Source organism: Undibacterium sp. FW305-107 (assembly GCF_058788535.1).
Map to the genome: position 1 here is coordinate 331,506 of NZ_JBYTAV010000010.1, position 24,780 is coordinate 356,285.

Annotated in this window: 15 protein-coding genes; 10 read left to right on the forward strand and 5 right to left on the reverse strand. The window is 51.5% G+C overall.

Annotated elements, in window-relative coordinates; genetic code table 11:
- The first annotated feature begins 74 nt into the window (after positions 1-74).
- Complete coding sequence (ilvD, locus tag AC3WQT_RS22660) at positions 75-1,952, forward strand: dihydroxy-acid dehydratase (protein WP_492707327.1); 1,878 nt, start codon at positions 75-77, stop codon at positions 1,950-1,952.
- Positions 1,953-2,252: 300 nt separating this feature from the next.
- Entirely contained in the window at positions 2,253-2,885 is a 633-nt protein-coding gene (gene ribA, locus AC3WQT_RS22665) for a GTP cyclohydrolase II (protein ID WP_110257148.1), read from the forward strand.
- A 36-nt stretch (positions 2,886-2,921) separates the two neighbouring features.
- Here ribA and AC3WQT_RS22670 read toward each other — a convergent pair whose 3' ends face one another.
- Positions 2,922-3,764: an HDOD domain-containing protein gene (locus tag AC3WQT_RS22670; protein WP_492707328.1), complete on the reverse strand. Its 843-nt coding sequence runs from the start codon at positions 3,762-3,764 to the stop codon at positions 2,922-2,924.
- A 176-nt stretch (positions 3,765-3,940) separates the two neighbouring features.
- Here AC3WQT_RS22670 and AC3WQT_RS22675 point away from each other — a divergent pair, with 176 nt between their 5' ends.
- The 3 genes from AC3WQT_RS22675 (at position 3,941) to AC3WQT_RS22685 (ending at position 8,492) form a co-directional block, all read left to right on the forward strand.
- Positions 3,941-4,822 carry a hypothetical protein gene (locus AC3WQT_RS22675; protein WP_492707329.1) on the forward strand — a complete coding sequence of 294 codons (882 nt, stop codon included), beginning with the start codon at positions 3,941-3,943 and terminating at the stop codon, positions 4,820-4,822.
- Between the two features lie 358 nt (positions 4,823-5,180).
- Complete coding sequence (locus AC3WQT_RS22680) at positions 5,181-7,265, forward strand: TonB-dependent siderophore receptor (RefSeq protein WP_492707331.1); 2,085 nt, start codon at positions 5,181-5,183, stop codon at positions 7,263-7,265.
- 21 nt (positions 7,266-7,286) lie between these two features.
- A complete protein-coding gene (locus AC3WQT_RS22685; protein ID WP_492707358.1) occupies positions 7,287-8,492 on the forward strand; it encodes a PepSY-associated TM helix domain-containing protein in 1,206 nt (401 codons plus the stop codon).
- 22 nt (positions 8,493-8,514) lie between these two features.
- Here the strand turns inward: AC3WQT_RS22685 and AC3WQT_RS22690 are convergent, their stop codons facing one another.
- Genes AC3WQT_RS22690 through zwf form a run of 3 tightly spaced genes read right to left on the reverse strand, consistent with a single transcriptional unit; the run spans position 8,515 to position 11,566 of the window.
- The gene (locus AC3WQT_RS22690; RefSeq protein WP_492707333.1) at positions 8,515-9,432 is read right to left on the reverse strand and encodes an SIS domain-containing protein; all 918 of its coding nucleotides are present in this window, start codon (positions 9,430-9,432) and stop codon (positions 8,515-8,517) included.
- The gene (pgl, locus tag AC3WQT_RS22695) at positions 9,423-10,091 is read right to left on the reverse strand and encodes a 6-phosphogluconolactonase (RefSeq protein ID WP_492707335.1); all 669 of its coding nucleotides are present in this window, start codon (positions 10,089-10,091) and stop codon (positions 9,423-9,425) included. Before pgl ends, AC3WQT_RS22690 begins: the two co-directional genes overlap by 10 nt.
- A gap of 14 nt (positions 10,092-10,105) precedes the next feature.
- Positions 10,106-11,566, reverse strand: coding sequence for a glucose-6-phosphate dehydrogenase (zwf, locus tag AC3WQT_RS22700; RefSeq protein WP_492707337.1), 1,461 nt, complete (start codon positions 11,564-11,566; stop codon positions 10,106-10,108).
- 360 nt (positions 11,567-11,926) lie between these two features.
- On the opposite strand from zwf, the gene edd reads away from it, so the two are divergent.
- The 5 genes from edd to AC3WQT_RS22725 all read left to right on the forward strand — a co-directional run bounded on the left by edd (position 11,927) and on the right by AC3WQT_RS22725 (position 23,058).
- On the forward strand, positions 11,927-13,768 hold the full coding sequence (gene edd / locus AC3WQT_RS22705) for a phosphogluconate dehydratase (RefSeq protein WP_492707339.1): 1,842 nt from the start codon (positions 11,927-11,929) through the stop codon (positions 13,766-13,768).
- Between the two features lie 40 nt (positions 13,769-13,808).
- Complete coding sequence (gene eda / locus AC3WQT_RS22710) at positions 13,809-14,444, forward strand: bifunctional 4-hydroxy-2-oxoglutarate aldolase/2-dehydro-3-deoxy-phosphogluconate aldolase (protein ID WP_492707341.1); 636 nt, start codon at positions 13,809-13,811, stop codon at positions 14,442-14,444.
- 62 nt (positions 14,445-14,506) lie between these two features.
- Positions 14,507-16,141: a glucose-6-phosphate isomerase gene (gene pgi / locus AC3WQT_RS22715; protein WP_492707342.1), complete on the forward strand. Its 1,635-nt coding sequence runs from the start codon at positions 14,507-14,509 to the stop codon at positions 16,139-16,141.
- 201 nt (positions 16,142-16,342) lie between these two features.
- Positions 16,343-19,129, forward strand: a complete 2,787-nt coding sequence (gene ppc / locus AC3WQT_RS22720; RefSeq protein ID WP_492707344.1) for a phosphoenolpyruvate carboxylase — start codon at positions 16,343-16,345, stop codon at positions 19,127-19,129.
- A 224-nt stretch (positions 19,130-19,353) separates the two neighbouring features.
- Complete coding sequence (locus AC3WQT_RS22725; protein WP_492707346.1) at positions 19,354-23,058, forward strand: ATP-binding protein; 3,705 nt, start codon at positions 19,354-19,356, stop codon at positions 23,056-23,058.
- Positions 23,059-23,070: 12 nt separating this feature from the next.
- Here the strand turns inward: AC3WQT_RS22725 and AC3WQT_RS22730 are convergent.
- A partial coding sequence (locus AC3WQT_RS22730) for a DUF4214 domain-containing protein (protein WP_492707348.1) occupies positions 23,071-24,780 on the reverse strand: 1,710 nt, incomplete at its 5' end.

The window sequence follows — 24,780 nt, forward strand, 5'->3', positions numbered from 1 at the left end:
CATATTTGACATATGATTATACGAAGCGCATGCTGATATAACATTTTCATTTTATCGCCAGCCTGGAGTCAGACATGCCCGCATACCGTTCCCGTACCACTACTCATGGCCGTAATATGGCCGGTGCCCGCGCTCTGTGGCGTGCGACTGGCATGAAAGATGGCGATTTCGATAAGCCTATCGTTGCCGTCGTCAATTCCTTTACCCAGTTCGTGCCTGGTCATGTGCATTTGAAAGACCTGGGCCAGATGGTGGCGCGTGAGATAGAAGCGGCTGGTGGTGTGGCCAAAGAATTCAATACTATAGCCGTGGATGACGGTATCGCCATGGGCCATGGCGGCATGTTGTACTCACTGCCTTCACGCGAACTGATCGCTGACTCGGTTGAGTACATGGTCAATGCACACTGCGCTGATGCCATGGTCTGTATCTCCAACTGCGACAAGATTACGCCCGGCATGTTGATGGCAGCCATGCGTTTGAATATCCCTGTCGTGTTCGTTTCTGGCGGCCCTATGGAAGCGGGCAAGGTGCTGGAGACTTTGCATCCCAAACAGACTGGTGAGCAAAGGATCATGAAGATCGACCTGGTCGATGCCATGATCAAGGCGGGTGACAGCAATGTGTCGGATGAAGAGATAGGCCGTATAGAGCGTTCCGCCTGTCCTACCTGTGGTTCATGTTCTGGCATGTTCACAGCTAACTCAATGAATTGCCTGACAGAAGCACTGGGCCTGTCCTTACCAGGTAATGGCACGATCCTGGCGACCCATGCAGACCGCAAGGAATTGTTCCTGCGCGCAGGCCGTCTGGTGGTTGAGCTGGCCAAGCGCCATTATGAGCAAGATGATTATTCCATCCTGCCACGCTCCATCGCCAACAAGGCAACCTTTGAAAACGCCATGGCGCTGGATGTATCCATGGGTGGTTCTACCAATACCGTTTTGCATTTGCTGGCAGCGGCGCATGAAGCGGGCGTGGATTTCAAGATGGCAGATATTGACCGCATCTCACGCAAAGTACCTTGCCTGTGCAAGGTCGCGCCGATGACTGACAAATATCATATTGAAGACGTGCATCGTGCTGGCGGCATTATCTCTATCCTGGGTGAGCTGGCACGTGCGGGTTTGCTGGATACCACGCGTCCTACCGTGCATAGCCCGACCATGGCTGATGCAATTGCACAAAACGATATCGCCGTGACTGACAATGCTGAGGTACGCAAACTGTTCAGCGCTGCACCGGGTGGCGTGCCTACCCAGACGGCCTTCTCGCAAGACAAACGTTTTGACAGCCTTGATACCGACCGCGAAGCTGGCTGCATACGCGATAAGGCGCATGCCTATTCGCAAGATGGTGGCCTGGCGGTCTTGTACGGCAATCTGGCAGAAAAAGGCTGCATCGTCAAAACCGCAGGCGTCGATGAAAGCATCTTGAAATTCACCGGCAAGGCCCGTGTGTTTGAAAGCCAGGATTCTGCGGTAGAAGCCATCCTCGGCGATACCGTACATGAAGGCGATGTCGTCATCATCCGTTATGAAGGCCCCAAAGGCGGCCCCGGTATGCAGGAAATGCTGTATCCAACTTCTTATATCAAGTCCAAAGGCCTGGGCAAAGCCTGCGCCTTGTTCACGGATGGCCGTTTCTCTGGTGGTTCTTCCGGCCTGGTGATAGGCCATGCCTCGCCAGAAGCTGCCGAAGGTGGAACTATTGGTTTGGTGGAAGAAGGCGATATCATAGAAATTGATATCCCGGCCCGCACTATTAATCTCAAAGTCAGCGACGGCGACCTGGCACAGCGCAGGGCAGCAATGGAAGCACGCGGCCCGCAAGCCTGGCAGCCAGTAGACCGTGAGCGCTATGTTTCACAAGCCTTGCAGGCTTATGCTGCTTTGGCAACTTCGGCCGACCGTGGCGCGGTCAGGGATATTACGCAGTTGCAGCGTAGATAAGAATCTGGCGTAGGTAGCTGGTCTGCTTGCGAAGCCATGAGGAAGAGAGCACCTTGCAAAAGCAGGTGCTCTTTTTTTTCGGGGAAACCCTCTACTCCGGCAACTACTTGCTTTTCGGGATGCAGACCCTATATAGCTTTAATTAGATCTGGTTAGCTTTGATTAAGAATAAAACGCCCGTTCGCAGCGGCAGGTAGAAAATGCCTGTCTCGTTTATACTCTAGCCTTGGCCGATGTTATCAACGCCACTGATGGCGCTATGCCAGGCAATAATCCATAAAAAGAATCCGCGAGAATTGTATGTTAAGCAATGACCAGCCTGTCAAATTAGATGAACAGGCCCTGGAATATGTTGATTCCTGTAACCTGCCCACGACCTGGGCAACTTTCCGCATGCATGCTTTTGTCGAAACGGCAACTGGCAAGGAGCACATTGCCCTGACTCTCGGTGATGTGGCTGATGGCCAGCCCGTGCTTGCGCGCATACATTCAGAGTGCCTGACCGGTGACGCCTTGTTCAGCAAACGCTGTGACTGTGGACCGCAACTGGAACTGGCCCTGCAAAAAATCGCCCAGGAAGGGCGTGGTGCCTTGCTGTATTTGCGCCAGGAAGGGCGTGGCATAGGTCTGCTCAACAAGGTGCGTGCCTATCATTTGCAAGACGAGGGTGCCGATACAGTTGAAGCCAACCAAAAGCTCGGCTTTGCAGCAGACCTGCGCGACTATAGCCTGTGCGACCCCATGCTCAAACATCTGGGCATAGAGTCTGTACGCCTGATGACCAATAACCCGCGCAAGATTTCTGCGATGGAAGGCATGAACGTCAGGGTGCAGGAGCATGTGCCCCTGATCGTCAAGCGCAATCCCTATAATGAGCGCTATCTGAGTACCAAGGCCACCAAGCTGGGGCATTTAATACAGCCAGATTTGTAACACCGAGTGTTTGAGTTTATATGAATGGGCTTTGGTTCAGACTTCGACCATATCCTGCAGCTTTTCAAATTCCTTTGCGGCTTCAGCCAATACTTCATCCAGTAACGCCTGGTCCAGGCCCAGGCTTTCCCAGGATTGTCCGGTAATTTCTGGCGGCACCAGGTCGGGTGTCATCGTCGCCCCCAAGGCGTGTGCTATGCCGTCAGCAACATGGATGATGGTTGCCAGAAATCCCAGGCCAGGTTTTTCTGGCTGGTGGTGACCGGCAATCGCCTTGATCATCATGTCTGAAAAATTCCACTGCCTTGCCAGCGCTTCACCTATGGCTGCATGATCAATATGGATCAGTTGTCTTTCGGCTTCAAACTGAGTCGCTTCCTGCTCCTGCCTGTACAGCAATACTTGCTCATAAGATTGGGTATAACAAGTCGCCAACACCAATGCTCCTATGTCATGCAGCAAGCCAGCAGTAAAAGCAACATCGGTATTGAGGTTCAGACGTCGTGCCAATATCCTGGCGGCGATAGCGACAGCGTTCGAATGCCGCCAGAAATCCTTGTGACTAAAGCCCTTGCAGTTATTGTCCGGGAAGCAGCCTGACAGGGCAGCCGTCATGACGATTTGCCTGACTGTACTCAAACCCAGTAGCGAAATTGCTTGTTGTACGGTAGTGACCTTGATCATGGTCGAGTAATACGCAGAATTGGCGTAGCGCAGAGTCTTAGCCGTGAGTGCCAGGTCCAGGCTGACTTTTTGTGCCAGTTCCTGCACATTGAGTTCTTCCTTGTCTATGTTGTTGAGTAACTCCATGACAATAGCTGGCAAGGTCGGTAAATCTTGAACGCTGTCTATGATCTGGGCAAGAGAGATGGGATTCATTCAAAAGCTCCACGATAAGATGACGGGTATATTGCACAGCTTGCCAGAAATAACTCGGGCTGACTTGAATTTTTATCATCAGCGTGCACTTGCTGCAACGATGGGCCAATATTTCTATGTGCTTAAAGTCAGGCTAGCTTTAGAATCGCCTCCTTTGTTTTCATTTGGTTCAATAAATGTTTGATCACGACACATCCCGGATCGCCAGATTCAGTTGTATCGCCCTGATTTGCGCAGCACTTTGGGCATGCGGCAAACAGCAGGCGGAAAGCAAACCGGAATCACCTGCATCAGCAGTCCTTGCTAATCCCATTGTCACCAGTGCAGCAATAAGCAGCCAGCCTGCAAAGCCTGGCCTTGCAGATACTGCAGACAGTTTTATGGCAAACCTGCAGGCGAAAATGAAATCTTATGACGAGGCTGTTCTGCGCAAGTGGATAGATGAGTTTAATACCCGACAGCTGACATTGCGTGGCGTAGTAAAAGCCGGTGAGGATTTGCCGCCATTGCCTGCAGGCGTAGTGCAAATCGAATTCGAAGACCTGGGTGAGCATGTCTTGTTGCAATTGCGCGAAGTGCTGACTGCACATAGCGACGATATTGATGGAGGTACGGATCAGTTTCGTTCTGTCTTTTTCAATAAGAGCGACATGAAATTGCTGGCAGATATTGCCACGAAAAGTCAGGCCATGCCTGATACCAGCATGCGCATTGCCATCGGTAGCCAGCAAAGCTGCATAGGCGACGCGGCTGGTGAAGGCTATGCAATTTTTGACTTGGAACAAAATGGCAAAACCTATTTCAGCGAAAAATTCCAGGATCAGGTACAAAGCTTTGAAGTAAGGCCTGTGAAGCCCGGCACAATTCAGTTATTGACGCATAGCGAAACAGATTTCAAAGGCAAGGAAAAGGACATGCAGCAATGTGAAATAGGTAGCTGGGTAGATGTGCTGGAAACGACCTATACCATTAGCTGTGATGCCAGGCTTGGTAAGTGCGCATCGCAGAAAAAGCAAAAGACTTATCCGGCTTGTAGCGCAGTGGGCGCCTGTGATTGATATCTTTGTCACAAGAGATGTTCAGGCGCGGATAAGTGCAGCACGAGACGCGCAAGTTCTCCTGGAGGCGTGGAGTGTGTCTTGAATTTATTTAAATGGTTAAATATAAATGAGAATGATTTGCAATTGCATTTGTATCTAAGTAAAATAAGCTGAAGTTTTTACTTCTAACGCTATCAGAGGCAATTCTCTGTATAGGCAGTCAATTTCCAGGCTTATTATGACTTTTCGCTCATTCCGCTCGTCCAGTTACTCCGTTTTGCCCTGCAACAATCCCGCCTCGCTGCAGAAAAATTTACGTCCTGCCAGTTCGCTGAGCCCCCTAAACCCTCTGAGTCCAATTGCATTGGCGCTTTCCATGCTGCTGGCAGCATCTGCTTTTGCAGAAGAAGCTGCTCCAGCCAAGGCAAGCCAATCAGAATTGCCTGAGGTCTTGGTAACTGGTGTTTCAGGCAATGAACCGAGTACAGAAAAGACGGGTGCATATACAAAAAGGAGAAGCAGTTCGGCAACCAAACTCGATTTGTCTTTGCGCGAAACACCGCAATCAGTATCAGTTGTTACGCGCGCCAAGATGGATGACTTCAAACAAGTCAATGTGAATGATGTGCTGGCTAATACCACCGGTGTGTCGGTAGAAAAAGTAGAGACCGACCGCACTTATTACATGGCACGCGGTTTTGATATTACCAATTTCCAGTACGATGGCGTCGGTTTGCCATTCACCTCTGGTAATGTGGCAGGAGATATTGATACCGCGATTTACGACAGGGTGGATATCGTGCGCGGCGCGAATGGCCTGATGTCAGCGACTGGCAATCCGTCTGCGACAGTCAACTTTATCCGCAAGCGTCCGGCTTACCAGTTCCAGGCTTCTGCCGGGCTGACGCTGGGTTCCTGGAACACGCGCAGGCTGGATGCAGATGTATCTGGTACCCTGAATGCTGCAGGCACAGTAGCTGGTCGTATAGTGGTCGCGAAACAGGCTGGTGATTCTTATCTCGACCGTTATTCGCCTGAAAAAACCGTGGTATATGGCGTGGTTGAAGCCAATCTCGGCGAAGCTACAGTGCTGACACTGGGGCATTCACATCAAAAGAGTGATGCCAAAGGTGGCATGTGGGGCGCCTTGCCCCTGTATTACACCGACGGCAGCCCGACCAATTACAGGACTTCCACCAGTACCGCTGCAGACTGGTCACACTGGCTCACGCAAGACGACCGCAGCTTTGTCGAACTGAGTCATCAACTGAACAATGACTGGCAAATCAAGACGGCATTGAGCCGCAACAGATCAACTGCAGACTCCAAACTGTTTTATGCCTATGGTACGCCAGACCGCAAGACCGGTCTGGGCTTGTATAGCTATCCTTCGCTGTACAACGATGTCAACACCCAGACACTGTTTGATTTGTCTGCCAGTGGCAAATTCACATTGGCAGGACGCAAGCACGACCTGAGTTTTGGTATCAACTGGTCGAAGTCGAAGATGGATGACATCTCCCACTATGGCGTAGGCATAGGTACCGCTTTGCCAGATATCAGTAACTGGACAGGTAATTATCCGCAACCTGCGTTCAATGCGTATACCGATGGCAGTGCGTATGAAGACACGCGCAAGACAATATTTGTTGCATCACGTTTCAACCTGGCAGATCAATTCAAATTCATCGCCGGAGCAAACCATACCAAGGCCGAAAGCACCGGCTATGCCTATGGTGTCAGCAGTCGCAAGAATGCCAGCAATACCTCACCTTATCTGGGCCTGGTCTATGATCTGACACCATATGCTTCTGTGTACGCCAGCCACACAGAAATCTTCAATCCGCAAAGCGAAGTGGATGCGAGTGGTAAAACCCTGGACCCCGTCAAAGGCAAGGGTGATGAACTGGGTATCAAGCTCGAACTGTTTGACCGCAAGCTCAACCTGTCTGCAGCCGTTTTCAAGATACAGCAAAACAATGCAGCAGAACAGGCTGGTTATATCGGCACCAAGAGTTTTTACCGTGGCATAGATGCGCAATCACAGGGCTTTGAACTTGACGCCAGTGGTGAACTGGCAAAAGGCTGGAACCTCAGCGCAGGCTATACACAGTTGAGTCTCAAGGGGAGCAATGATCAGGATGTCAAAACTTATGTGCCTCGCAAATTGTTCCGTCTGTCGACCACTTATCAACTGCCTTTCATGTCACAGGCTAAAGTTGGTGGCAGCCTGAACTGGCAATCAGATACTTTCCGTGATGAGGGCTCAGGCAACATCATACGCCAGGGCAGTTATGCAACGATGAACCTGATGGTGCGCTATGACGTGAATCAGAACCTCAGCATATCGGCCAACCTGAACAACGTCAGTGATCAAAAATATCTGACCAGTCTTTACTGGAGCCAGGGCTATTACGCTGCGCCAAGAAACGGCAGCGTTGCGGTCAACTGGAAATATTGATAAGCCGGGAAGTTTATGCTGATGCGTCCTGTCTTTGTTTTGCTGCACCGCTGGTTTGGGCTGGCGGTGGCGGTATTTCTGTTCATCTCTGGCCTGACGGGTGCTTTCATCTCCTGGGACCATGAGCTTGATGCCTTGCTCAATCCGCATTTGTTCCAGGCGCACAGCCAGTCGCAAGGCAGGGCTGGCAAAGCCATGTCAGGACTGGAACTGGCCAACAGGGTGGAAGCACGCGACCCCCGTATCTGGGTGACCTATGTACTTAACGAGGCAGAGCCAGGGCATACCAGCCAGATGTCGGTAGAGGGCAGGATTGATCCGGCAACCGGCAAGGCTTATCCGCTGGGCTTTAACCAGATTGCAGTCGACCCTGTTACTGGTGATGTACAGGGAAAGCGACAATGGGGTGAGATATCCCTGAGCCGTGAAAACCTGTTGCCGTTTTTATACAAGCTGCATTACACCATGCATATACCCGAGGTGTCTGGTATAGAGCTGGGGATTCTGTTCATGGGCATCATAGGCATAGTGTGGGCGCTTGATTGCTTTATCGCGCTATGGCTGTCTTTCCCTAACTGGCGTAGCTGGCGAAAGTCCTTCGCTTTTCGCTGGCGTCAGGGTGGGCATAAACTTAATTTTGACTTGCACCGTTCCAGTGGTGTCTGGTTATGGCTGTTCATGCTGCTGCTGGCGATTACTTCGGTATCAATGAACTTGAATGCCCAGGTGGTACGCCCCGTGGTTTCATTATTTTCACCGCTGAGTGCTGACGTATTTGCCAGCCGCGTGCCGCAAGCCCCGGACAAGCCTCTGATACCTGTCATCAGCCGTGAGCAGGTTACTGAATTGGCGAAACAGGAAGCGCAAAAACGCGGCTGGACTTTGCCTGCTGGCGGCATATTTTATTCACCCGCATTTGGTGTGTATGGTGTGGGATTTTTTGAACCTGGCAATGATCATGGAGATGTCGGCCTTGGTAATGCCTGGTTGTATTTTGATGGCAAGGATGGCAGTGCGCTGGGAGGAAAAATTCCCGGTACCGGATCTGCTGGCGATATTTTCCTGCAGGCGCAATTCCCTTTGCATTCAGGCCGCATACTCGGCTTGACCGGGCGTATCATGATTTCATTGCTGGGCCTGGTGGTGGCCATGCTGAGCGTCACCGGCGTGATTATCTGGATGAGAAAGCGACGTGCAAGAGTAGTCGTCGCAATCCAGCCGATTTGATTTTCTTTGCTTCAGCTTATCTTCAGCTAATCTTGGGCACCAGCCGTTTTTCACTGATACTGGCTTTGGCTCTTTCCAGCATGTCGATGGCCGCAGGGCCACGCAGCAGGGTGACAGCCACTGCCAGTGCATCGATATAAGTCAGATGCGCAAGGCGTGAAGTCATGGGCGTATAGATGTCCGGGTCTTCTTCCACGTCCACGCCGATATGCACATCGGCCAGTTCTGCCAGCGGGCCGCCGCTGGCACACAACACCAGTATCTTGGCACCAGCCTGCTTCGCCAGTTGTACGCTGTCGATCAGGTCGCGGGTACGGCCTGTGCGTGAAAATGCGACGACGACACAATCGCTGTTCAATAAAGTGGCCGATTGTGCCTGCAAGTGGGCATCGCAAAATACCGTGGTTGGTATGCCAAAACGGAAAAATTTCAACTGCGCATCAATAGCCAGTGCACCGGAATAACCCAGGCCATAACATTCTATGCGGCGTGCCCGCGCCAGCAGGCTGACTGCCGCTTCAAAGGTCGCCGTATTGGCATTATTCCGTGCCTCCATCAGGGCGGCGATAGTACGGTCAAATACCTTGGGCAAGACATCGCGTACATGGTCAGCCTGGTTCACATCCAGATGCAGGAAAGGGATGCCGGTGGCGAGGCTCTTGGCAAACGCCAGCTTGAAGGTCTTGAAACCATCAAAGCCCATGCTCTGGGCAAAGCGGGCCACCGTGGGTTCGCTGACATCACAAGCCTGGGCCAAAACCCGTATCGACATCTCCAGCGCATCATGCGGCTTTTGCAGCAAAAATTCTGCTACCTGGCGCTCGGCACGGCTCAAGGCTGTGCTGGCAGTACGTATGCGTGCCAGCAAGCCTTTTTCAGGAGGCGTGTTGGGTTTATTGTCAGAAAACGGATTGGCCATATACATGAGTTTTACGGACACCAGAAAACATCTATGGTACAGCCTGCTTCACGCAGCAGGGACGCAACCGGCAGATTATTTTCTATCGCCTGTTCCAATACCTGACGTTTTTCTGCACCAGTGATCACCAGCCAGATGCGCTTGGTATTGAGCAGCCGCGGCAAGGACAGTGACATGCGGCTCTGGCGGGTTTGCGGATGTACAGCCGCCAGGCAGGCCAGGTCATCATGCTGGGTAGGCGCGCCAGGGAAGAGGGAGGCAATATGCCCATCCGCACCCATACCTAGCAAGACGGCACTGAAGGCTTGCGGCAATTGCTCATTCAGACGCACGTTGATGGCTTCTGTCGCTACTTCTGGCGTGCTCGATGCATTTTTCAGGGACACCAGCTGCCAGCGCTTGTCTGCAGCAGAGCCAGACAGGCAGCGGCGGAACAGGCCTTCATTGCTCTGCGCGTCCTGGTCCGGCACCCAGCGTTCATCAGTGGCGACGAGCTTGATGGGATTATGCGCATCTATATTCGACAGCAACTGATCCAGGCGCTGGTACACAGGCGCAGGCGTAGAACCGCCGGCCAGGGCAAAGCTGCTGCCGTCTGGTGTGGTCTGGATAACATCCAGCCATTGCTGGCTCAGGGCTTCGGTCAGTGCCGTGAAGTTTTCAAATGTATGGTATTTCATGGTCATTTTATCGCTTAGCTTTCAACGAATTCTTCACCCCAGGCTGCCCCATGCTGTGCCAGCAAGTAACTGGCGGCAGAGGGACCCCAACTGCCAGCGATATATGACTTGAGACCTTCACTGTCGTTTTGCCAGGCGCTCATGATAGGGTCTATCCAGGCCCATGCTGCGCTCAGTTCGTCATCGCGCACGAACAGGGTCAGGTCACCGTGCATGGCATCAAGCAAGAGGCGCTCGTAGGATTCGACGCGGCGTGAATTGGATACTTCAGCAAAATCCAGGTTCAGGGCAACGTCAGACAGACGTATGCCTTCGCCCGGTTCCTTGGCCTTCATATACAGCTGCACGCTTTCTTCTGGCTGCAGGGAAATTACCAGTCGGTTAGAACGCAAAGGTCCTTGCGATTTACCGAAAATAGAATACGGGATAGGTTTGAAATTGATCGTGATCTCTGCACTGCGGCTCGCCATGCGCTTGCCTGTACGCAGGTAGAAAGGCACACCAGCCCAGCGCCAGTTATCTATCTCTGCGCGGATGGCAACAAAGGTTTCTGTGCGTGAAGACGGCGGCACACCAGGTTCATTCTGGTAAGCGATAACCGGTTTGCCATCAACGGCACCGGCACGGTATTGGCCGCGTACGGTTTTCTTGCTGACTTCATCCGGCGTGAACTTGTGCAGGGCGCGCAAGACTTTGACTTTCTCGTCACGTATCGCATCCGGGTTGGCATTCACCGGTGGTTCCATGGCGACGATGGAGACCAGTTGTAGTAAATGGTTTTGCACCATATCACGCAGGGCGCCAGTGTGGTCATAGAAATCACCACGTGACTCTACGCCAACTTGTTCAGAGATGGAAATTTGCACATCCTGTATCCATTTGCGGTTCCACAAAGGCTCAAGGAAGGAATTAGCAAAGCGCAGTGCCAGCAGATTTTGCACCATCTCTTTACCGAGGTAATGATCAATACGGTAAATCTGGTTTTCGTTCAGGTAAGAACGCAGGGACTGATTGATTTCTTTGGCAGACTGTGCATCACGGCCCAGCGGTTTTTCTACCACCACACGGGCATTGCCTTCAACCAGGCCGTGCTTCGATAATTGCTCGACCACGGGGATAAAGATATCCGGGCCAGTCGCCAGGTAAAACAGGGTGGCATTGGTTTCGCTGGTTTGCAGGCTGTCTTTGAGCGCAGCAAAATCTTCAGGAATGCGTGCGTCGATTTTTGAATAATGCGTGGTCGCCAAAAAGGCTGCGCGTTTTTCCTCTGTCGCCCCATCTACATCAGACGCATAAGATGCTATGGCGGTAGCGACACGCACACGGAATTCTTCATCCGTCAGTTTTTCGCGTGCTGCACCGATGAATTTGAAATCCTTATCCAGCCTGCCATTCACAAATGCGCTATACAAAGCAGGGATGATCTTGCGCTTGGCAAGATCGCCAGTGCCGCCAAATAAGACAAATGTGGTCATGCTGACTCCGTGTTGTGTCGATTGTTATGTTGGGCGCAACACAGACGGCAGGTGTATGTTCCCGTATGTTCTGTGTTGCGGGGTGCTACGTGAGCTTGCTATTTTTTTTGCATTGCTTTCTCGTGCATTGCAAAAGATGTACTACATTGATGATAGTGATTTATCTTGATTATGCCAGAAAATATTCAGAAATGTAGTTTCATTACGATAAATTTGAAGTTTTTGCCAAAAAAAACAGCTAAATACCAAAATACTGAAAGTTTGTTACAGAAAAGAGGGGATTTATGCTATCTTTACTGGCATTGATTCAGTATTGCTACAGCTTTCTTATTTTCGCCCCAAAGGGTTACAGGTGTTTATATGACGACATCCCCATCCACTGCGTTGCACCCTGTTATCGACAAGGTCACACAGCGCATTACCGAGCGCAGCAAAACCTTGCGCAGTACTTATCTTTCCCATCTGGAGCAAATGCGTGGTCGCGGCCCGCGTCGTGCCAGTCTGTCCTGTGCTAATCAGGCGCATGCCAATGCGGCCATGGACAGCGGCACCAAGATCTGGCTCAACCAGGCGCAAAAACCAAATATCGGCATCGTTACTGCCTACAACGATATGTTGTCGGCACATCAGCCCTATGAACATTATCCGGCGCAAATACGTCAGACTGCTCTGCGCTTTGGCGGTACTGCCCAGGTAGCTGGTGCCGTGCCTGCCATGTGTGATGGCGTGACACAGGGCCGCCCCGGTATGGAGCTCTCGCTGTTCTCACGTGATGTGATTGCCCAGGCGACCGCCGTGGCGCTGACTCATGATGCTTTTGATGCGACGCTCTGCCTCGGTATTTGCGACAAGATCGTGCCTGGCCTGCTGATAGGTGCGCTGGCCTTTGGCCACCTGCCTACTATCTTCATACCAGCAGGCCCCATGGGTTCTGGCTTGTCAAATAAAGAAAAAGCTGCAGTGCGTGAACGCTATGCACAGGGCAAGGCGACCAAGGAAGAATTGCTCGCAGCAGAAAGCGCTGCCTACCATAGCGCAGGTACCTGTACATTCTATGGCACAGCCAACAGCAATCAGATGCTGCTGGAAGCCATGGGCCTGCATTTGCCTGGTGCTGCCTTTGTCCATCCTGGCGACCCTTTGCGCAGTGTGCTGACAGATGCGGCAGTAGAGCGCGTCCTGCAATTGACCGAGCAAAGTGGCAATTACAAACCCATAGGTCAGTTGGTCAATGAAAAAACCATCGTCAATGCCGTCATCGCCTTGCTGGCGACGGGTGGTTCCACCAACCACACTATCCACTGGATTGCCGTAGCCCGAGCGGCTGGCATCATCATCGACTGGCAAGACTTTGACGAGCTGTCATCCGTCATCCCTTTGCTGACACGTGTTTATCCTAACGGTACTGCTGACGTCAATGCCTTTGAAGATGCAGGTGGCCCGGTATTCGTGATACGTGAGCTCTTGTCTGCCGGGCTCATGCATGCAGATGTCATGACAGTGTATGGCAATGATGGTTTGAACTCACACACCAGCCGCCCGGTATTGGCTGAAGATGGCAAGGTCAAATGGGAAGCATTGCCAGCAGAGTCGACCGACACTACGGTAGTACGTAATGTGGCTGATCCTTTCGCACCTACCGGCGGCCTGCGCTTATTGCATGGCAACCTGGGTCGTGCCATCGTCAAGGCCTCTGCCGTGCCTGAAGATGCATGGATCATCAAGGCACCGGCCAAAGTATTTGAATCGCAGGATGCCCTCGTCAAGGCGTATAAAGCAGGCGAATTGAATATGGACTTCGTCGCCGTCGTCATCTTCCAGGGCCCGCAAGCGAATGGCATGCCTGAGCTACATCAGTTCACCCCTGTGCTGGGCAGCCTGATGTCGGCTGGTTATAAAGTTGCGTTGGTGACGGATGGCCGCATGTCGGGTGCATCCGGAAAAGTACCTGCGGCTCTGCATGTCAGCCCGGAAGTGGCACAAGGCGGCCCACTGGGTAAAGTGCGTGATGGTGATGTGGTTGAGCTCAATGTCCATACTGGCGAATTGCGTGCCCTGGTGGATGCTGATACATGGTCACAACGCGCCGTGCGTGAGCTCAGCAAGGAAATCACTTTTGGCTATGGTCGTGACTTGTTTGCCGCACAGCGTCGAGTAGTGACTGCGCCTGAGCATGGCGCGTCCACTCTTTTCATTGATTAATTTTCTAAAAGCGAAACCCATCATGAGCATGAATATCAGTATGAGCAAGCGAAACATCGTCGCCCAACTGGAACAAATACGCGTATTGCCTATCCTCGTTACTGATGATGTCGATCAGGCTATACGCTGCGTCACTACGCTGGCAGAAAATGGCTTGCCAGCGGTGGAAATCACCTTGCGTACACCAAATGCCATGACAGTCTTGCGTGAAGTCGTCAAGGCTTGCCCGACAGTGACTGTGGGTGCCGGTACGATCCTGACGCAGGCGCAGCTGGATGCAGTCAAAGAGACAGGCGCAGCGTTTGGTATCAGCCCTGGCATCACACCCGTGCTTGCCAAAGCCGCCGCTGATTCTGGCCTGCCTTATTTTCCTGGCGTTGGCGGTGCCAGTGACCTGATGCTGGCACTGGAACATGGTTTCAATGTAGTCAAACTTTTCCCTTCCGATATCGTCGGTGCCACCAAGATGGCAAAGGCGCTGGGCGGCCCTTTCCCAGACGTGAAATTCTGCCTGACTGGTGGTGTCACGGTGGAGGCGACTCCAGCACTATTGCAACAATCAAACATCCTGTGCGTGGGTGGTTCGTGGATGTGTCCAGCCTCGCTCATCAATGTAGGCGACTGGGAGGCGATTGGTGCACTGGCGGCAGCTGCGGCCGCAGCAGGCAAGAAGTAAATACAGGTTGGAATAATATTTTTAGCACTCTCACTAATCACTTTTCGTCTATAAGCAAGATTATGGTCACTTCCGTATCGCGTACTCCTATCTGGGGTTTGTTGCAGCAACGTGCCACCAACATGCCCAACCTGAAAGATTTGTTTCGTGCTGATCCACAGCGCTTTGCGCATTTTTCAGCGTCTGCCTGCGGCATCATGCTTGATTACTCCAAGCAGCGCATAGACACGACAGCAAAGCTGAATTTGTTGGCGCTGGCCAGGCAGCAGGATGTAGAGTCACGCCGCGACGCGATGTTACGCGGTGAAGCGATCAACCAGACGGAAAACCGCGCTGTCTTGCACACCGTACTGCGCTTGCCGAAAGGCGAGTCCTTTGATCTGAATGGTGAGAACATTGCTGCCGATGTGCATCAGGTGCTGGCGCAAATGCGGACGTTCAGCGATGCAGTCAGGGAAGGGCGGTGGCAGGGATATACCGGCAAAGCCATACGCACTATCGTCAATATCGGCATAGGTGGTTCTGACCTTGGCCCGCAAATGGCTTGCATCGCTTTGGCTCCTTGGTCGCAAAAAAACCTGTCCCTGCATTTCGTCTCCAATGTCGATGGCCGCCATGTGGCTGATGCACTGGCCAATGCTGATCCTGAAACCACCTTGTTCGTGGTGGCATCCAAGACTTTCTCGACCATGGAGACTTTGACCAATGCCCGCACTGCGCGCGAATGGATGTTGTCGCACGGCTGCCCGGTCGATCAGATACGCCAGCATTTCGTGGCACTCAGTACGAATGTAAAAGCTGCTGCTGATTTTGGTATTGCGCCTGAAAATGTATTCCCATTCTGGAACTGGGCTGGTGGCCGTTATTCGATGTGGAGTGCCATCGGCTTGTCGATTGCCCTGTATGTAGGCGCTGACCGCTTTGAAGAAATGCTGGCTGGTGCGCATGAAATGGATCTGCATTTTGCCCAGGCACCGCTGGAACAAAATCTGCCCGTGTTGATGGCCTTGATAGGTGTGTGGAATATCAATTTCCTTGGTTTGCAAGCCCTGTCGATTGCACCTTATCACCAGCGCATGACGCGCTTGCCTGCCTATTTGCAGCAACTGGAAATGGAAAGCAATGGCAAGTCCGTCACGCGTGAAGGCCAGCGGGTTGATTACACCACTTCGCCTATTTTGTTTGGTGAAGCAGGTACCAATGGTCAGCATGCTTACTTCCAGTTATTGCATCAGGGTGCAACAATTATCCCTACCGACTTTATCGTAGTGGCTGATGATGATGCAGGTTTGCCCGGTCACAATCAGGCATTGCTGGCAAATTGCTTTGCGCAATCCAAGGCCATGGCCTGGGGTAAGAGCATGGCAGAAGTACGCGCTGAACTTGGTGATTTGCCAGAGAAGGTACTGGCACCCCGTGTGTTTGAAGGCAATCGCCCGACCTCAACCGTCTTGCTGGATTCTCTGACGCCACGTTCTTTGGGCGCATTGATTGCACTATATGAGCACAAGGTCTTTGTGCAATCCGTGATCTGGGATATCAATGCCTTTGATCAATGGGGTGTAGAGCTGGGTAAATCACTGGCGCAGCAATTGATCAGCCTTGATCCGAGTGCAGTCAAAGAAGATTACGACAGCTCAACCAAGGGTTTGTTAATGGCAGTTGGTCGCAGTCATAAATTGAAAAAAGCTGCTTAGCTCACTTATTCAAACCAAGTTGTTGTAACTTAGCCTCAGCCAGTTTGATATATCAAGTCGCAAATTGTGGTGTAAGCATGCTGTCAAGGCAGCTGCTTACTCTACGAAGTTGCGTCTTTGACGCTGTAAATATATTGCTGCAGCCAGACGCACAAGAATTTTCATCGATCTGTTTTTATCCTTACCGTAGAATTTGTCAGCATGAACGCCCACCTACACCCGCAATTAAAAATGAACGATATCAGCGACGACAAAGACCAGAGCCTGCGTGAAGACATACGCAGGCTGGGCCGCATATTAGGCGATACGGTAAGAAACCAGCATGGTGATGAAGTATTCGACCTCATCGAACAGGTACGTCAGAATTCCATACGCTTTCGCCGTGATGCCGATGAAGCGGCACGTGCCGAGCTGGAAACCACGCTGGATACGCTGACCAATGACCAGACCACGCAAGTCATACGCGCTTTCAGTTATTTTTCACATCTGGTGAACCTGGCAGAAGACCAGCATCATATACGCCGCACCCGTGCACATTTGATCGCAGGTTCTGCACCGCGCCAAGGTAGCCTTGCACACACCATAGAAGCCCTGTACAACACCGGTCACAACAGCCAGCAGTTGCTGGACTTTTTTGAGACTGCTCAAGTGTTCCCGGTATTGACTGCACACCCTACGGAAGTGCAGCGCAAGAGTATTCTGAATTGTCAGATGGTGATTACCCGCCTGCTGGATGAGCGTGACCGCATGCAACTGACGCCGGAAGAATCGGCCGCCAATGATGAAGCCCTGGGTCGTGCCGTGCTAACCCTATGGCAGACACGCATGCTGCGCACTTCCAAATTATCAGTGCTCGATGAAGTAGAAAACGGCCTGAGTTTTTACGACTACACCTTCCTGCGTGAATTACCACATCTGTATGCGGGCCTGGAAGATTTGCTGGCAAGCAAAGACGCTGCATTGACGCAGACAGAACTGCCCAGCTTCATGAAGATGGGTAGCTGGATAGGCGGTGACCGTGACGGTAATCCTTTCGTCACAGCCACTGTGCTGGAAAAAACCCTGGCCATGCAGGCTACCCGCGCCTTTAAATTCTATCTTGAAGAATTGCATACCCTGGGTTCGCAACTGTCAATGGCGAACCTGCTGGTGAAAGTCTCTGACGACTTGCTGGCCTTGGCTGAACGCTCACCAGATCATTCTCCGCACCGCTCTGACGAACCTTATCGTCTGGCCATCAGCGGTGTGTATGCGCGCCTGTCAGCAACCTACAAACAATTGCTGGGCCTGGAACCTGTCATCCACCCTAGCGGTATCGCCGAGCCATATGCGACAGCAGAAGAACTGGCTGCTGATCTGGATATAGTCCACCACTCCTTGTATGACCATGGCTCTGCTGCGATCACGCGTGGCCGTTTGCGTCATTTACGCCGTGCAGTCAAGGTTTTTGGTTTTTATCTGGCACCTGTGGATTTGCGCCAGAATTCAGATGTGCACGAGCGTGTAGTGCATGAGTTATTGCAAGCGGCTAATCCTGAATTGAAGTACCTGGACTTGAATGAAGATCAGCGCATAGAAGTCTTGATCAAAGAGATCAGTTCGGCCCGTCCACTGGCTTCGCCTTACCTGAGCTATTCAGAAGAAACCCAGTCTGAGCTGGCAATCTACCGTGCTGCCTGCACCGCGCAAAAGCGCTATGGTAAAGGTGCCGTGCCTAACTGCATCATTTCCAAGACCGATGGTGTGTCTGACATGCTGGAACTGGCCTTGCTCTTGAAAGAATCTGGCCTGCTGCATCCTGCTGAAGGGCGTGTGGATGTGAATATCATTCCATTGTTTGAAACCATAGGCGATTTGCAAAACAGCGCACCTGTCATGGACAGACTGTTTGGCATACCTGCTTATGCACGTCTGCTCGCCAGCCGCAGCAATGCGCAAGAAGTGATGCTTGGGTACTCAGACAGTAACAAGGATGGCGGCTTCCTGACCTCTGGCTGGGAGCTGTACAAGGCCGAGCTTGATCTGATAGAAGTATTCGCTAAACATCAGGTGCGTTTGCGCCTGTTCCATGGTCGTGGTGGTTCAGTAGGTCGCGGTGGCGGCCCCAGCTATCAGGCTATTCTGGCGCAACCTGCTGGTGCTGTGCAGGGGCAAATCCGTTTGACTGAACAAGGTGAAGTGATTACCGCAAAATATGGTAATCCTGAAGTAGGACGGCGTAATCTGGAAGTATTGGCTGCGGCCACCATGGAAGCCAGTTTGCTGGCACATACTGAACCGGCACCACGTCCTGAATTTTTATCAGTCATGGAAGAATTGTCTGACCATGCCTTTAAAGCTTACCGTAATCTGGTTTATGAAACAGAAGGTTTCGAGCAGTATTTCTGGGAATCGACAGTCATTTCCGAGATCGCTGGCCTGAACATAGGCAGTCGCCCCGCATCGCGTAAAAAATCGACAGCGATAGAGGATTTGCGTGCCATCCCCTGGGTATTCAGCTGGTCGCAGTGCCGCTTGATGTTGCCGGGCTGGTTTGGTTTTGGCTCTGCGGTACAAACTTATCTGAAGGCACATCCTGATACCGGTTTGCAAACTTTGCAGGAGATGTTCAAGGACTGGTCTTTTTTCAGTACTGTGTTGTCGAATATGGAGATGGTGCTGGCCAAGAGCGATATCGGCATTGCCAGTCGTTATGCGCAACTGGTCAAGGATGAATCCTTGCGTAACCGCATCTTCCCGCGCATACAGGCTGAGCATGAAGCAACGATAGCAATACTCAAGGCTATCTCCGGTCAGGATGAATTGCTGGCAGCAAATCCTTTGCTCGCACGTTCGATACGCAACCGCTTCCCTTATCTGTCGCCATTGAATCACGTGCAGGTAGAATTGCTGGAACGCTACCGTAAGGGCGATGAAGACGAGCGCGTGCGCCGTGGCATACATTTGTCCATCAACGGTATTGCTGCGGGTTTGCGTAATAGCGGCTGATTCTTTTATTTCTTGTCACTTATAAAACCTTCCCTTGATTATCAGGGAGGGTTTTTTATTTTTAATAATGCAAGTTATGCTTTTGCTTGCGCTGATTCAAAGAGAGGAATAGGTGACCCGGTTATAATATTGCTATCCGGCTACAAGTATATGTGTTTTTATTATTCATGCCCTTGCAGTCTGCAATCAGGTTCGCCAGCGAAAAGTATCTACTTTCAAAGAATATGCACACCTCAGCATCGCCAGATCAATCGATCTCTCAACTTGATATTTCCTTGCTAGGTAGTTTCCAGTTGAAACTGGACGGTCAGGACATCGCTGGCAAGCTTAAATATCGAAAAGCCATTTATCTGTTGGCCTATCTGGCAACAGCGAGTGGTCGCTGGATAGCCAGGGAGCATTTGGCAGAGCTGCTGTGGCCTGACTTGCCCGGTGCCTCCGCGTTGACGAACCTGCGCCAGGTACTCAACAACCTCAGCAAAGTCATCAATACGTCCATCGGTGCGGAGGTCATACAAAGCAGGCGCGACAGTATTGCTTATTTTTCAGATACGCGAGTACATGTGGATATTGCTAGCCTGCTTAATGAATGGCAGGCCGATGACCCGGGCAGTCTGTTTTGCTCGTGGCTGACAGAAAGCTTTGAACCACGGCTAAGCCAGCTCAATCATGATTTCCTTGAACGCATGGAACTCAATGTCGGTACTGATCTGCAAGCTTGGATACACCAGTTGCGTAAGCAATTGCGGGAACGCTGGCGTGATTTGGCTGCAAGACTTTGCCGGGAGCAAGAAAAGACTGGACGTATCGCCTCTGCTGTTGCAATAGCCAATCAGCTATGGGAGCAGGACAGCTTGAACGAAAATACTGCCGCAAAGCTGATACGCCTGTTGTTGTCCTGTGGTGATTTCAAGCGTGCCAATTTTGTGTTGAATACGCTGGAGCAGAATTTACTTTCTGCCTTTGGTACGCGCGCGTCTGCCTCGACCAGAAGATTATTGCAACAGGATTCCATGTCAACTGTCGTTGACCAGAAAGTTACAGGGGAAAAGCAGGTTTCGACCATTAGCCGGGCTGTTACCGAAATCCGCTGGCTCACGATTGCCTATGTGGAATTTGATCTTTCGCCGCATCCGGGAGCTGATGAGGCAGACGCGGTTTTGCGTATGGATCAATTACTTTGCGCAGCGCAAGATAAAATCAGCCTGTGGGGCGGGACTTGCAAACAAGTATTTGGTCAGGGTTTTCATGCGAGTTTTGGTATGCACACTGAACCCGAGCAAGCTGCCCTCAGGAGTATTTACGCTGCACAAGAAATCATGCTTGCAGATGAAGTGCGGCAGCATCTGCGCATTGGTATTTGCGCTGGCAATGTCCAGTGTACTGTTGATGAAATGCGCTTTCTTGGAGCATTGCCAAGAAAAGTGCAAGAGATGTGCTGGTCTGCTTCGGTGGGTGAAATTGTGTTTGACCGTATGGTCGCAGAGCAAATCAGTAGTAAGCTGACAAACGATGCCACGGAAGTGCTGGCAAATGACCGCTATGCAAATGACGTAATCAAGTACAGGCTGGCAAGGCAACTCATGAGCACAGGGGGGCAACAGGAATTTCCTCTGGTGGGGCGCGGTGAAGAGTTACAGGCTGTATGGCGCCACTGGCAGTTGGCAAAGCAGGCGCAACCACAATGGCTGATATTGTGCGGCAATGCTGGCATGGGCAAGACCAGGCTGGCTACCGAAGTGAGCCGCCTGCTCGATACTGCAGAAAACCATGTCATCCGTATTTATTGCACGCTTGAATACCAGCATCAATCCTTGGCAGCCTTACGACAAGCACTGGCTGAGTTGTTTGCCTTGTCGCCTTTGAAAGCGGATGAATATCCGCGCAGAATAAGGGCATGTTTGCGGGAACTGGTACCGGCTTATGAGCCAGAAGAAGCGACGCTCCATGCGCTTATTTCTCTGTTTGACCAGAGCATGCAAGTGGAAACGGATAGCAAGAACCAGGTATTTGCAGCGCTGGGCACTTTGTTTGATCAATTGTCCAGGCAAAAGACTTGCCTTGTATTGATTGATGATTTTCACTGGTCAGATTTCGCTACCCGCGAATTTCTGGCCCGTTATGCGGGCAGCCTGGAACAACAACAGCTATTGCTATTGGTAACAACAAGACCAGACGCTCCACTGGAACATGCGGGTGCCTCGCCCGTTGTCATTGAACTGAGCCCGCTTGCCTTTGCTGCTGCGGAGCAAATGGTCGCGGCCTGTGATCACCGCCATATTTTGTCAGCACAAGAACAAACGCGCATAGCGCATGATTGTGGTGGTGTTCCCCTGTTTATTGAAAGGCTTACCCGCAGCCGTACAGAAGACGGACAGCATCATCTGATACCGGTTAAGGAATTGTTGCAGAGCGAGTTGGATAAGCTCGGGCCATACAAGAATATTTTGCAAATGGCAGCCGTCATAGGGAACAACTTTAATGCGCGTATACTCAGTGGTTTGTTGCCCGACGAAGATGTAGCTGGTCCACTGCAACTGGCCATTAGCTATCGCCTGATACAAGCAGGCGCACAGCATGGGCACTATCGCTTTCAACATGCCTTGATTGCCGATGCAGCGTACCAGAGTTTTCCTGAAAAACAGAGGCGGACTGCACATCTGCGTGTCGCAGAGCATTTGCTCAATGAGCCTGGCATAGCGAGTGCAGAAATTGCCCGGCATTTTGAAGAAGCACATGACTTTCAACAGGCAGCCGCCATGTGGACCATCAGCGGCCAGAAAGCATTGGCGAGTGAATTCGCCATGGATGCCTTGCATGATTTTGGCAAGGCACTGGATATCGCCTTGCAGCCACAGTCCGGGTTGGCGCATTTGCAAATTTCCCTGCGTTTATCCATGGGTAATGCCGCCCTGTTGTGTCAGGGGTATGGATCCCAGTTGGGGCATCAGCAGTTCCGGGCTGTCTGTGATAGTTTGAATGACTTACCAGCACCAGATCATGAAGAAACAGAGTCATTGTTCCGTGCTTTAAGTGGTTTGTACATGGGAGGAAGTTCTCAAGGCAAGAGCGATGGCCTGGGTATAGCGCGACGCCTGGAGGAGTTGGCAAATACGCCAGCCAAGCGCCTGATGGCCTGTTTTTCGCTTGGTAATTCATTGTTCTGGCGTGGGCTGTTTGTAGAGGCATTGCGCTATCAACAGGAAGGATTGTCTATCGCCGAGACACTCAGCCTTGAAGAGCGGCAGTGCTATTGGGGTGAAGATCTTGAGATACTGATACGCGCCTTCCTGTGCTGGAACCTATGGTTTTTGGGCGATGCCTATGCCCATGAACTGGCAACGGAAAGTACCTTGCTGGCCAGGGAGCGCAAAAAAAGCCATGCCTTATGCTTTATGCTGACTTTCAATACTGCCATGTGCTGGACTGCTGGTCAAATGGATGAAGCTGCCAAGCTGGCAGGAGAGGGTGTGCAACTGGGGACACAATTTGGATTTCCGTTATGGCAAAGCATGAATAGCCTGTTTTATCTTTCTGCACATACCAATAGCAACAAACTCAAAGACATCATGCCTGCCCTGCAAGCCGCAGAAAATTTGCACAGTGCCTATCGGGCTGGCACCACCACGGCCAGTTGGGTTTTGGCAAGCACGCTAATCAAACTGCAATGCTGGGATGAAGCAAAATCTTTGCTGGCAAAGACGCTAAACGAAATTGACAAATACGAGGATTATTACTGTCATGCGGACTTGCTGCGTTTGAGCAGTTTGTGTCACATGCAAGAGGGTGATATCGGACTCGCCAGTGAAACACTTGAGCAGGCCTTGCAGATGGCAACAGCACAAGGAGCTGTGGGATTGATTGATGCAATCAGGCAGTCAATGGCAGATAGCGAGCTACTGCAGCAAAAGCATGCTTTGCTGCAGTAGGGTATCAGTAAATCAAGCCATAAATCTCGCCAGGTACTCAGGTGAATTAATAAACTGCCCAATCAGGGTGACCATATCCATACCCGATTGACTGAGTAATGCATCAAACGTCACCTGATCCGGTGCATGACCCAATAGACCGATGTAATCCAGCGTCAGTGATACTTTGGAGTGCGAATTCGCCTTGAACTCGGTCGACTCGGTAAAGCCCGCCAGCATATCGCCACGAGACAGACCATTACCCAGTTGCCCCAGCCAGTAAGCCTTGCCTGCTGCATCTGAACTACGGTGCAAGACATTCTGATAGACCCGGTCTACAAAGGCCGTGCTATCCAATGCGCCATAGGTTTTCTGGAACTCTGCACTGGACACAAAGGAAGCACTGATCTTGGAGAGGTTCATGCCATCTTTTTGCGCCTGCATCCAGTAAGCCAGACCTTCACGGTCAGGCAAGCGGTCGAAGGCACCAAAGTACAGACGCGTGATACCACCGATACCGCCCTGGAATTCAGCCGACTCCATGAAGGATGCCGCTACCTGGGCACGGCTCATCTTGCCGCTGTCTATCTGCCCCTGCCAGTACTGTACCCCTGCCGTATCGGCTTCACGGAACAGCACATCACGGTAGAGCTGCATGGCAAACAAGTCAGAGCGGTGCAACACATCATTGTCTTTGACATCCAGCTTGGTACCGACTTTAACTTCGATTGCATCCGGGATACCATCACCGTCTTTGTCACCTGGCAATGAACTGGTTTTAAAGCCCAGCCCGCCACTAAAGCTGATCTTGCCATCGACCTTGCCATCCGCATCAAACACGCCACCATCTGTGATCTTGAAGTCTACCTTCAACTTGCCATCCACATTTGTGATATTGCTGGCGATGTTAGTCCAGTTGCCAGCTTTGTCCTGTACCCAGTAGCCATTTACCGAACCAAGCTTATCGGTATAAATGGACAGACTGACGTCCTTGCCCATACCTACTCCATTGACCTGACTGCTGATCAGACCATATTGCAATTGCAAATCATTTGGCAGATTGAGCGGGCTGGCTGAGGTCGTCGTTTGAGACAGGGCGAGTGACTGATCGATGCTCAAGGTCGCGTAGTGAGTATTAACCAGACTGCCATTATTCCAAGGCAAGGAACCTACTTCTTTCTGTGACTGGTCAGCTTTGCCATCACCATTGCCGTCACCCTTCCCACTACCTAGCCAGTTTGGCACTTCTGCTTCTATGGCTTGCAGTATGCCGTCACCATCCACATCAGGATCGGTGACAGGAATGGTCGTGTCAGAAGGTTTGGTACCTGTATTGTCGTTGTCATAGTTCAGGATGGAATAACCTTGCTGTAGCGTAGTCCCACTATTACCGGCAAGGTCGGCGACTCTGACCTTAAGGGTATTGTTGCCACTGACAGTCTGATTTTGTAATGTCCAATTACTACTACCCAATGCTGCTGTTGCATTGATCCAGTTCGTACCATTGTCGAGCGAGACTTGTACTGTTTCACCTGTGAGCAAACCGGTACTTAATGTGCCGCTGATGGTTTGTTGGGTCGCGGTAGTAATGAAATCAGTGCCGCTGATGCCGTCGTCATTGGAGAACTTCAGATTCGTTATTGTGGTCGTTGGTGCCGTATGATCGACCTGATACAACTGCCCGGTAAAGCCGCCATTCAAGGCCAGGCTGGCGGTATCCACAATCCCGGTTCCCGCATTCTT

Excerpts from the sequence above, each read along its gene's own strand:
- ilvD (WP_492707327.1), top strand. The coding sequence starts at position 75 with ATGCCCGCATACCGTTCCCGTACCACTACTCATGGCCGTAATATGGCC.
- ribA (WP_110257148.1), top strand. The coding sequence starts at position 2,253 with ATGTTAAGCAATGACCAGCCTGTCAAATTAGATGAACAGGCCCTGGAA.
- AC3WQT_RS22670 (WP_492707328.1), bottom strand. The coding sequence starts at position 3,764 with ATGAATCCCATCTCTCTTGCCCAGATCATAGACAGCGTTCAAGATTTA.
- AC3WQT_RS22675 (WP_492707329.1), top strand. The coding sequence starts at position 3,941 with ATGTTTGATCACGACACATCCCGGATCGCCAGATTCAGTTGTATCGCC.
- AC3WQT_RS22680 (WP_492707331.1), top strand. The coding sequence starts at position 5,181 with ATGCTGCTGGCAGCATCTGCTTTTGCAGAAGAAGCTGCTCCAGCCAAG.
- AC3WQT_RS22685 (WP_492707358.1), top strand. The coding sequence starts at position 7,287 with ATGCGTCCTGTCTTTGTTTTGCTGCACCGCTGGTTTGGGCTGGCGGTG.
- pgl (WP_492707335.1), bottom strand. The coding sequence starts at position 10,091 with ATGAAATACCATACATTTGAAAACTTCACGGCACTGACCGAAGCCCTG.
- zwf (WP_492707337.1), bottom strand. The coding sequence starts at position 11,566 with ATGACCACATTTGTCTTATTTGGCGGCACTGGCGATCTTGCCAAGCGC.
- edd (WP_492707339.1), top strand. The coding sequence starts at position 11,927 with ATGACGACATCCCCATCCACTGCGTTGCACCCTGTTATCGACAAGGTC.
- eda (WP_492707341.1), top strand. The coding sequence starts at position 13,809 with ATGAGCAAGCGAAACATCGTCGCCCAACTGGAACAAATACGCGTATTG.
- pgi (WP_492707342.1), top strand. The coding sequence starts at position 14,507 with ATGGTCACTTCCGTATCGCGTACTCCTATCTGGGGTTTGTTGCAGCAA.
- ppc (WP_492707344.1), top strand. The coding sequence starts at position 16,343 with ATGAACGCCCACCTACACCCGCAATTAAAAATGAACGATATCAGCGAC.
- AC3WQT_RS22725 (WP_492707346.1), top strand. The coding sequence starts at position 19,354 with ATGCACACCTCAGCATCGCCAGATCAATCGATCTCTCAACTTGATATT.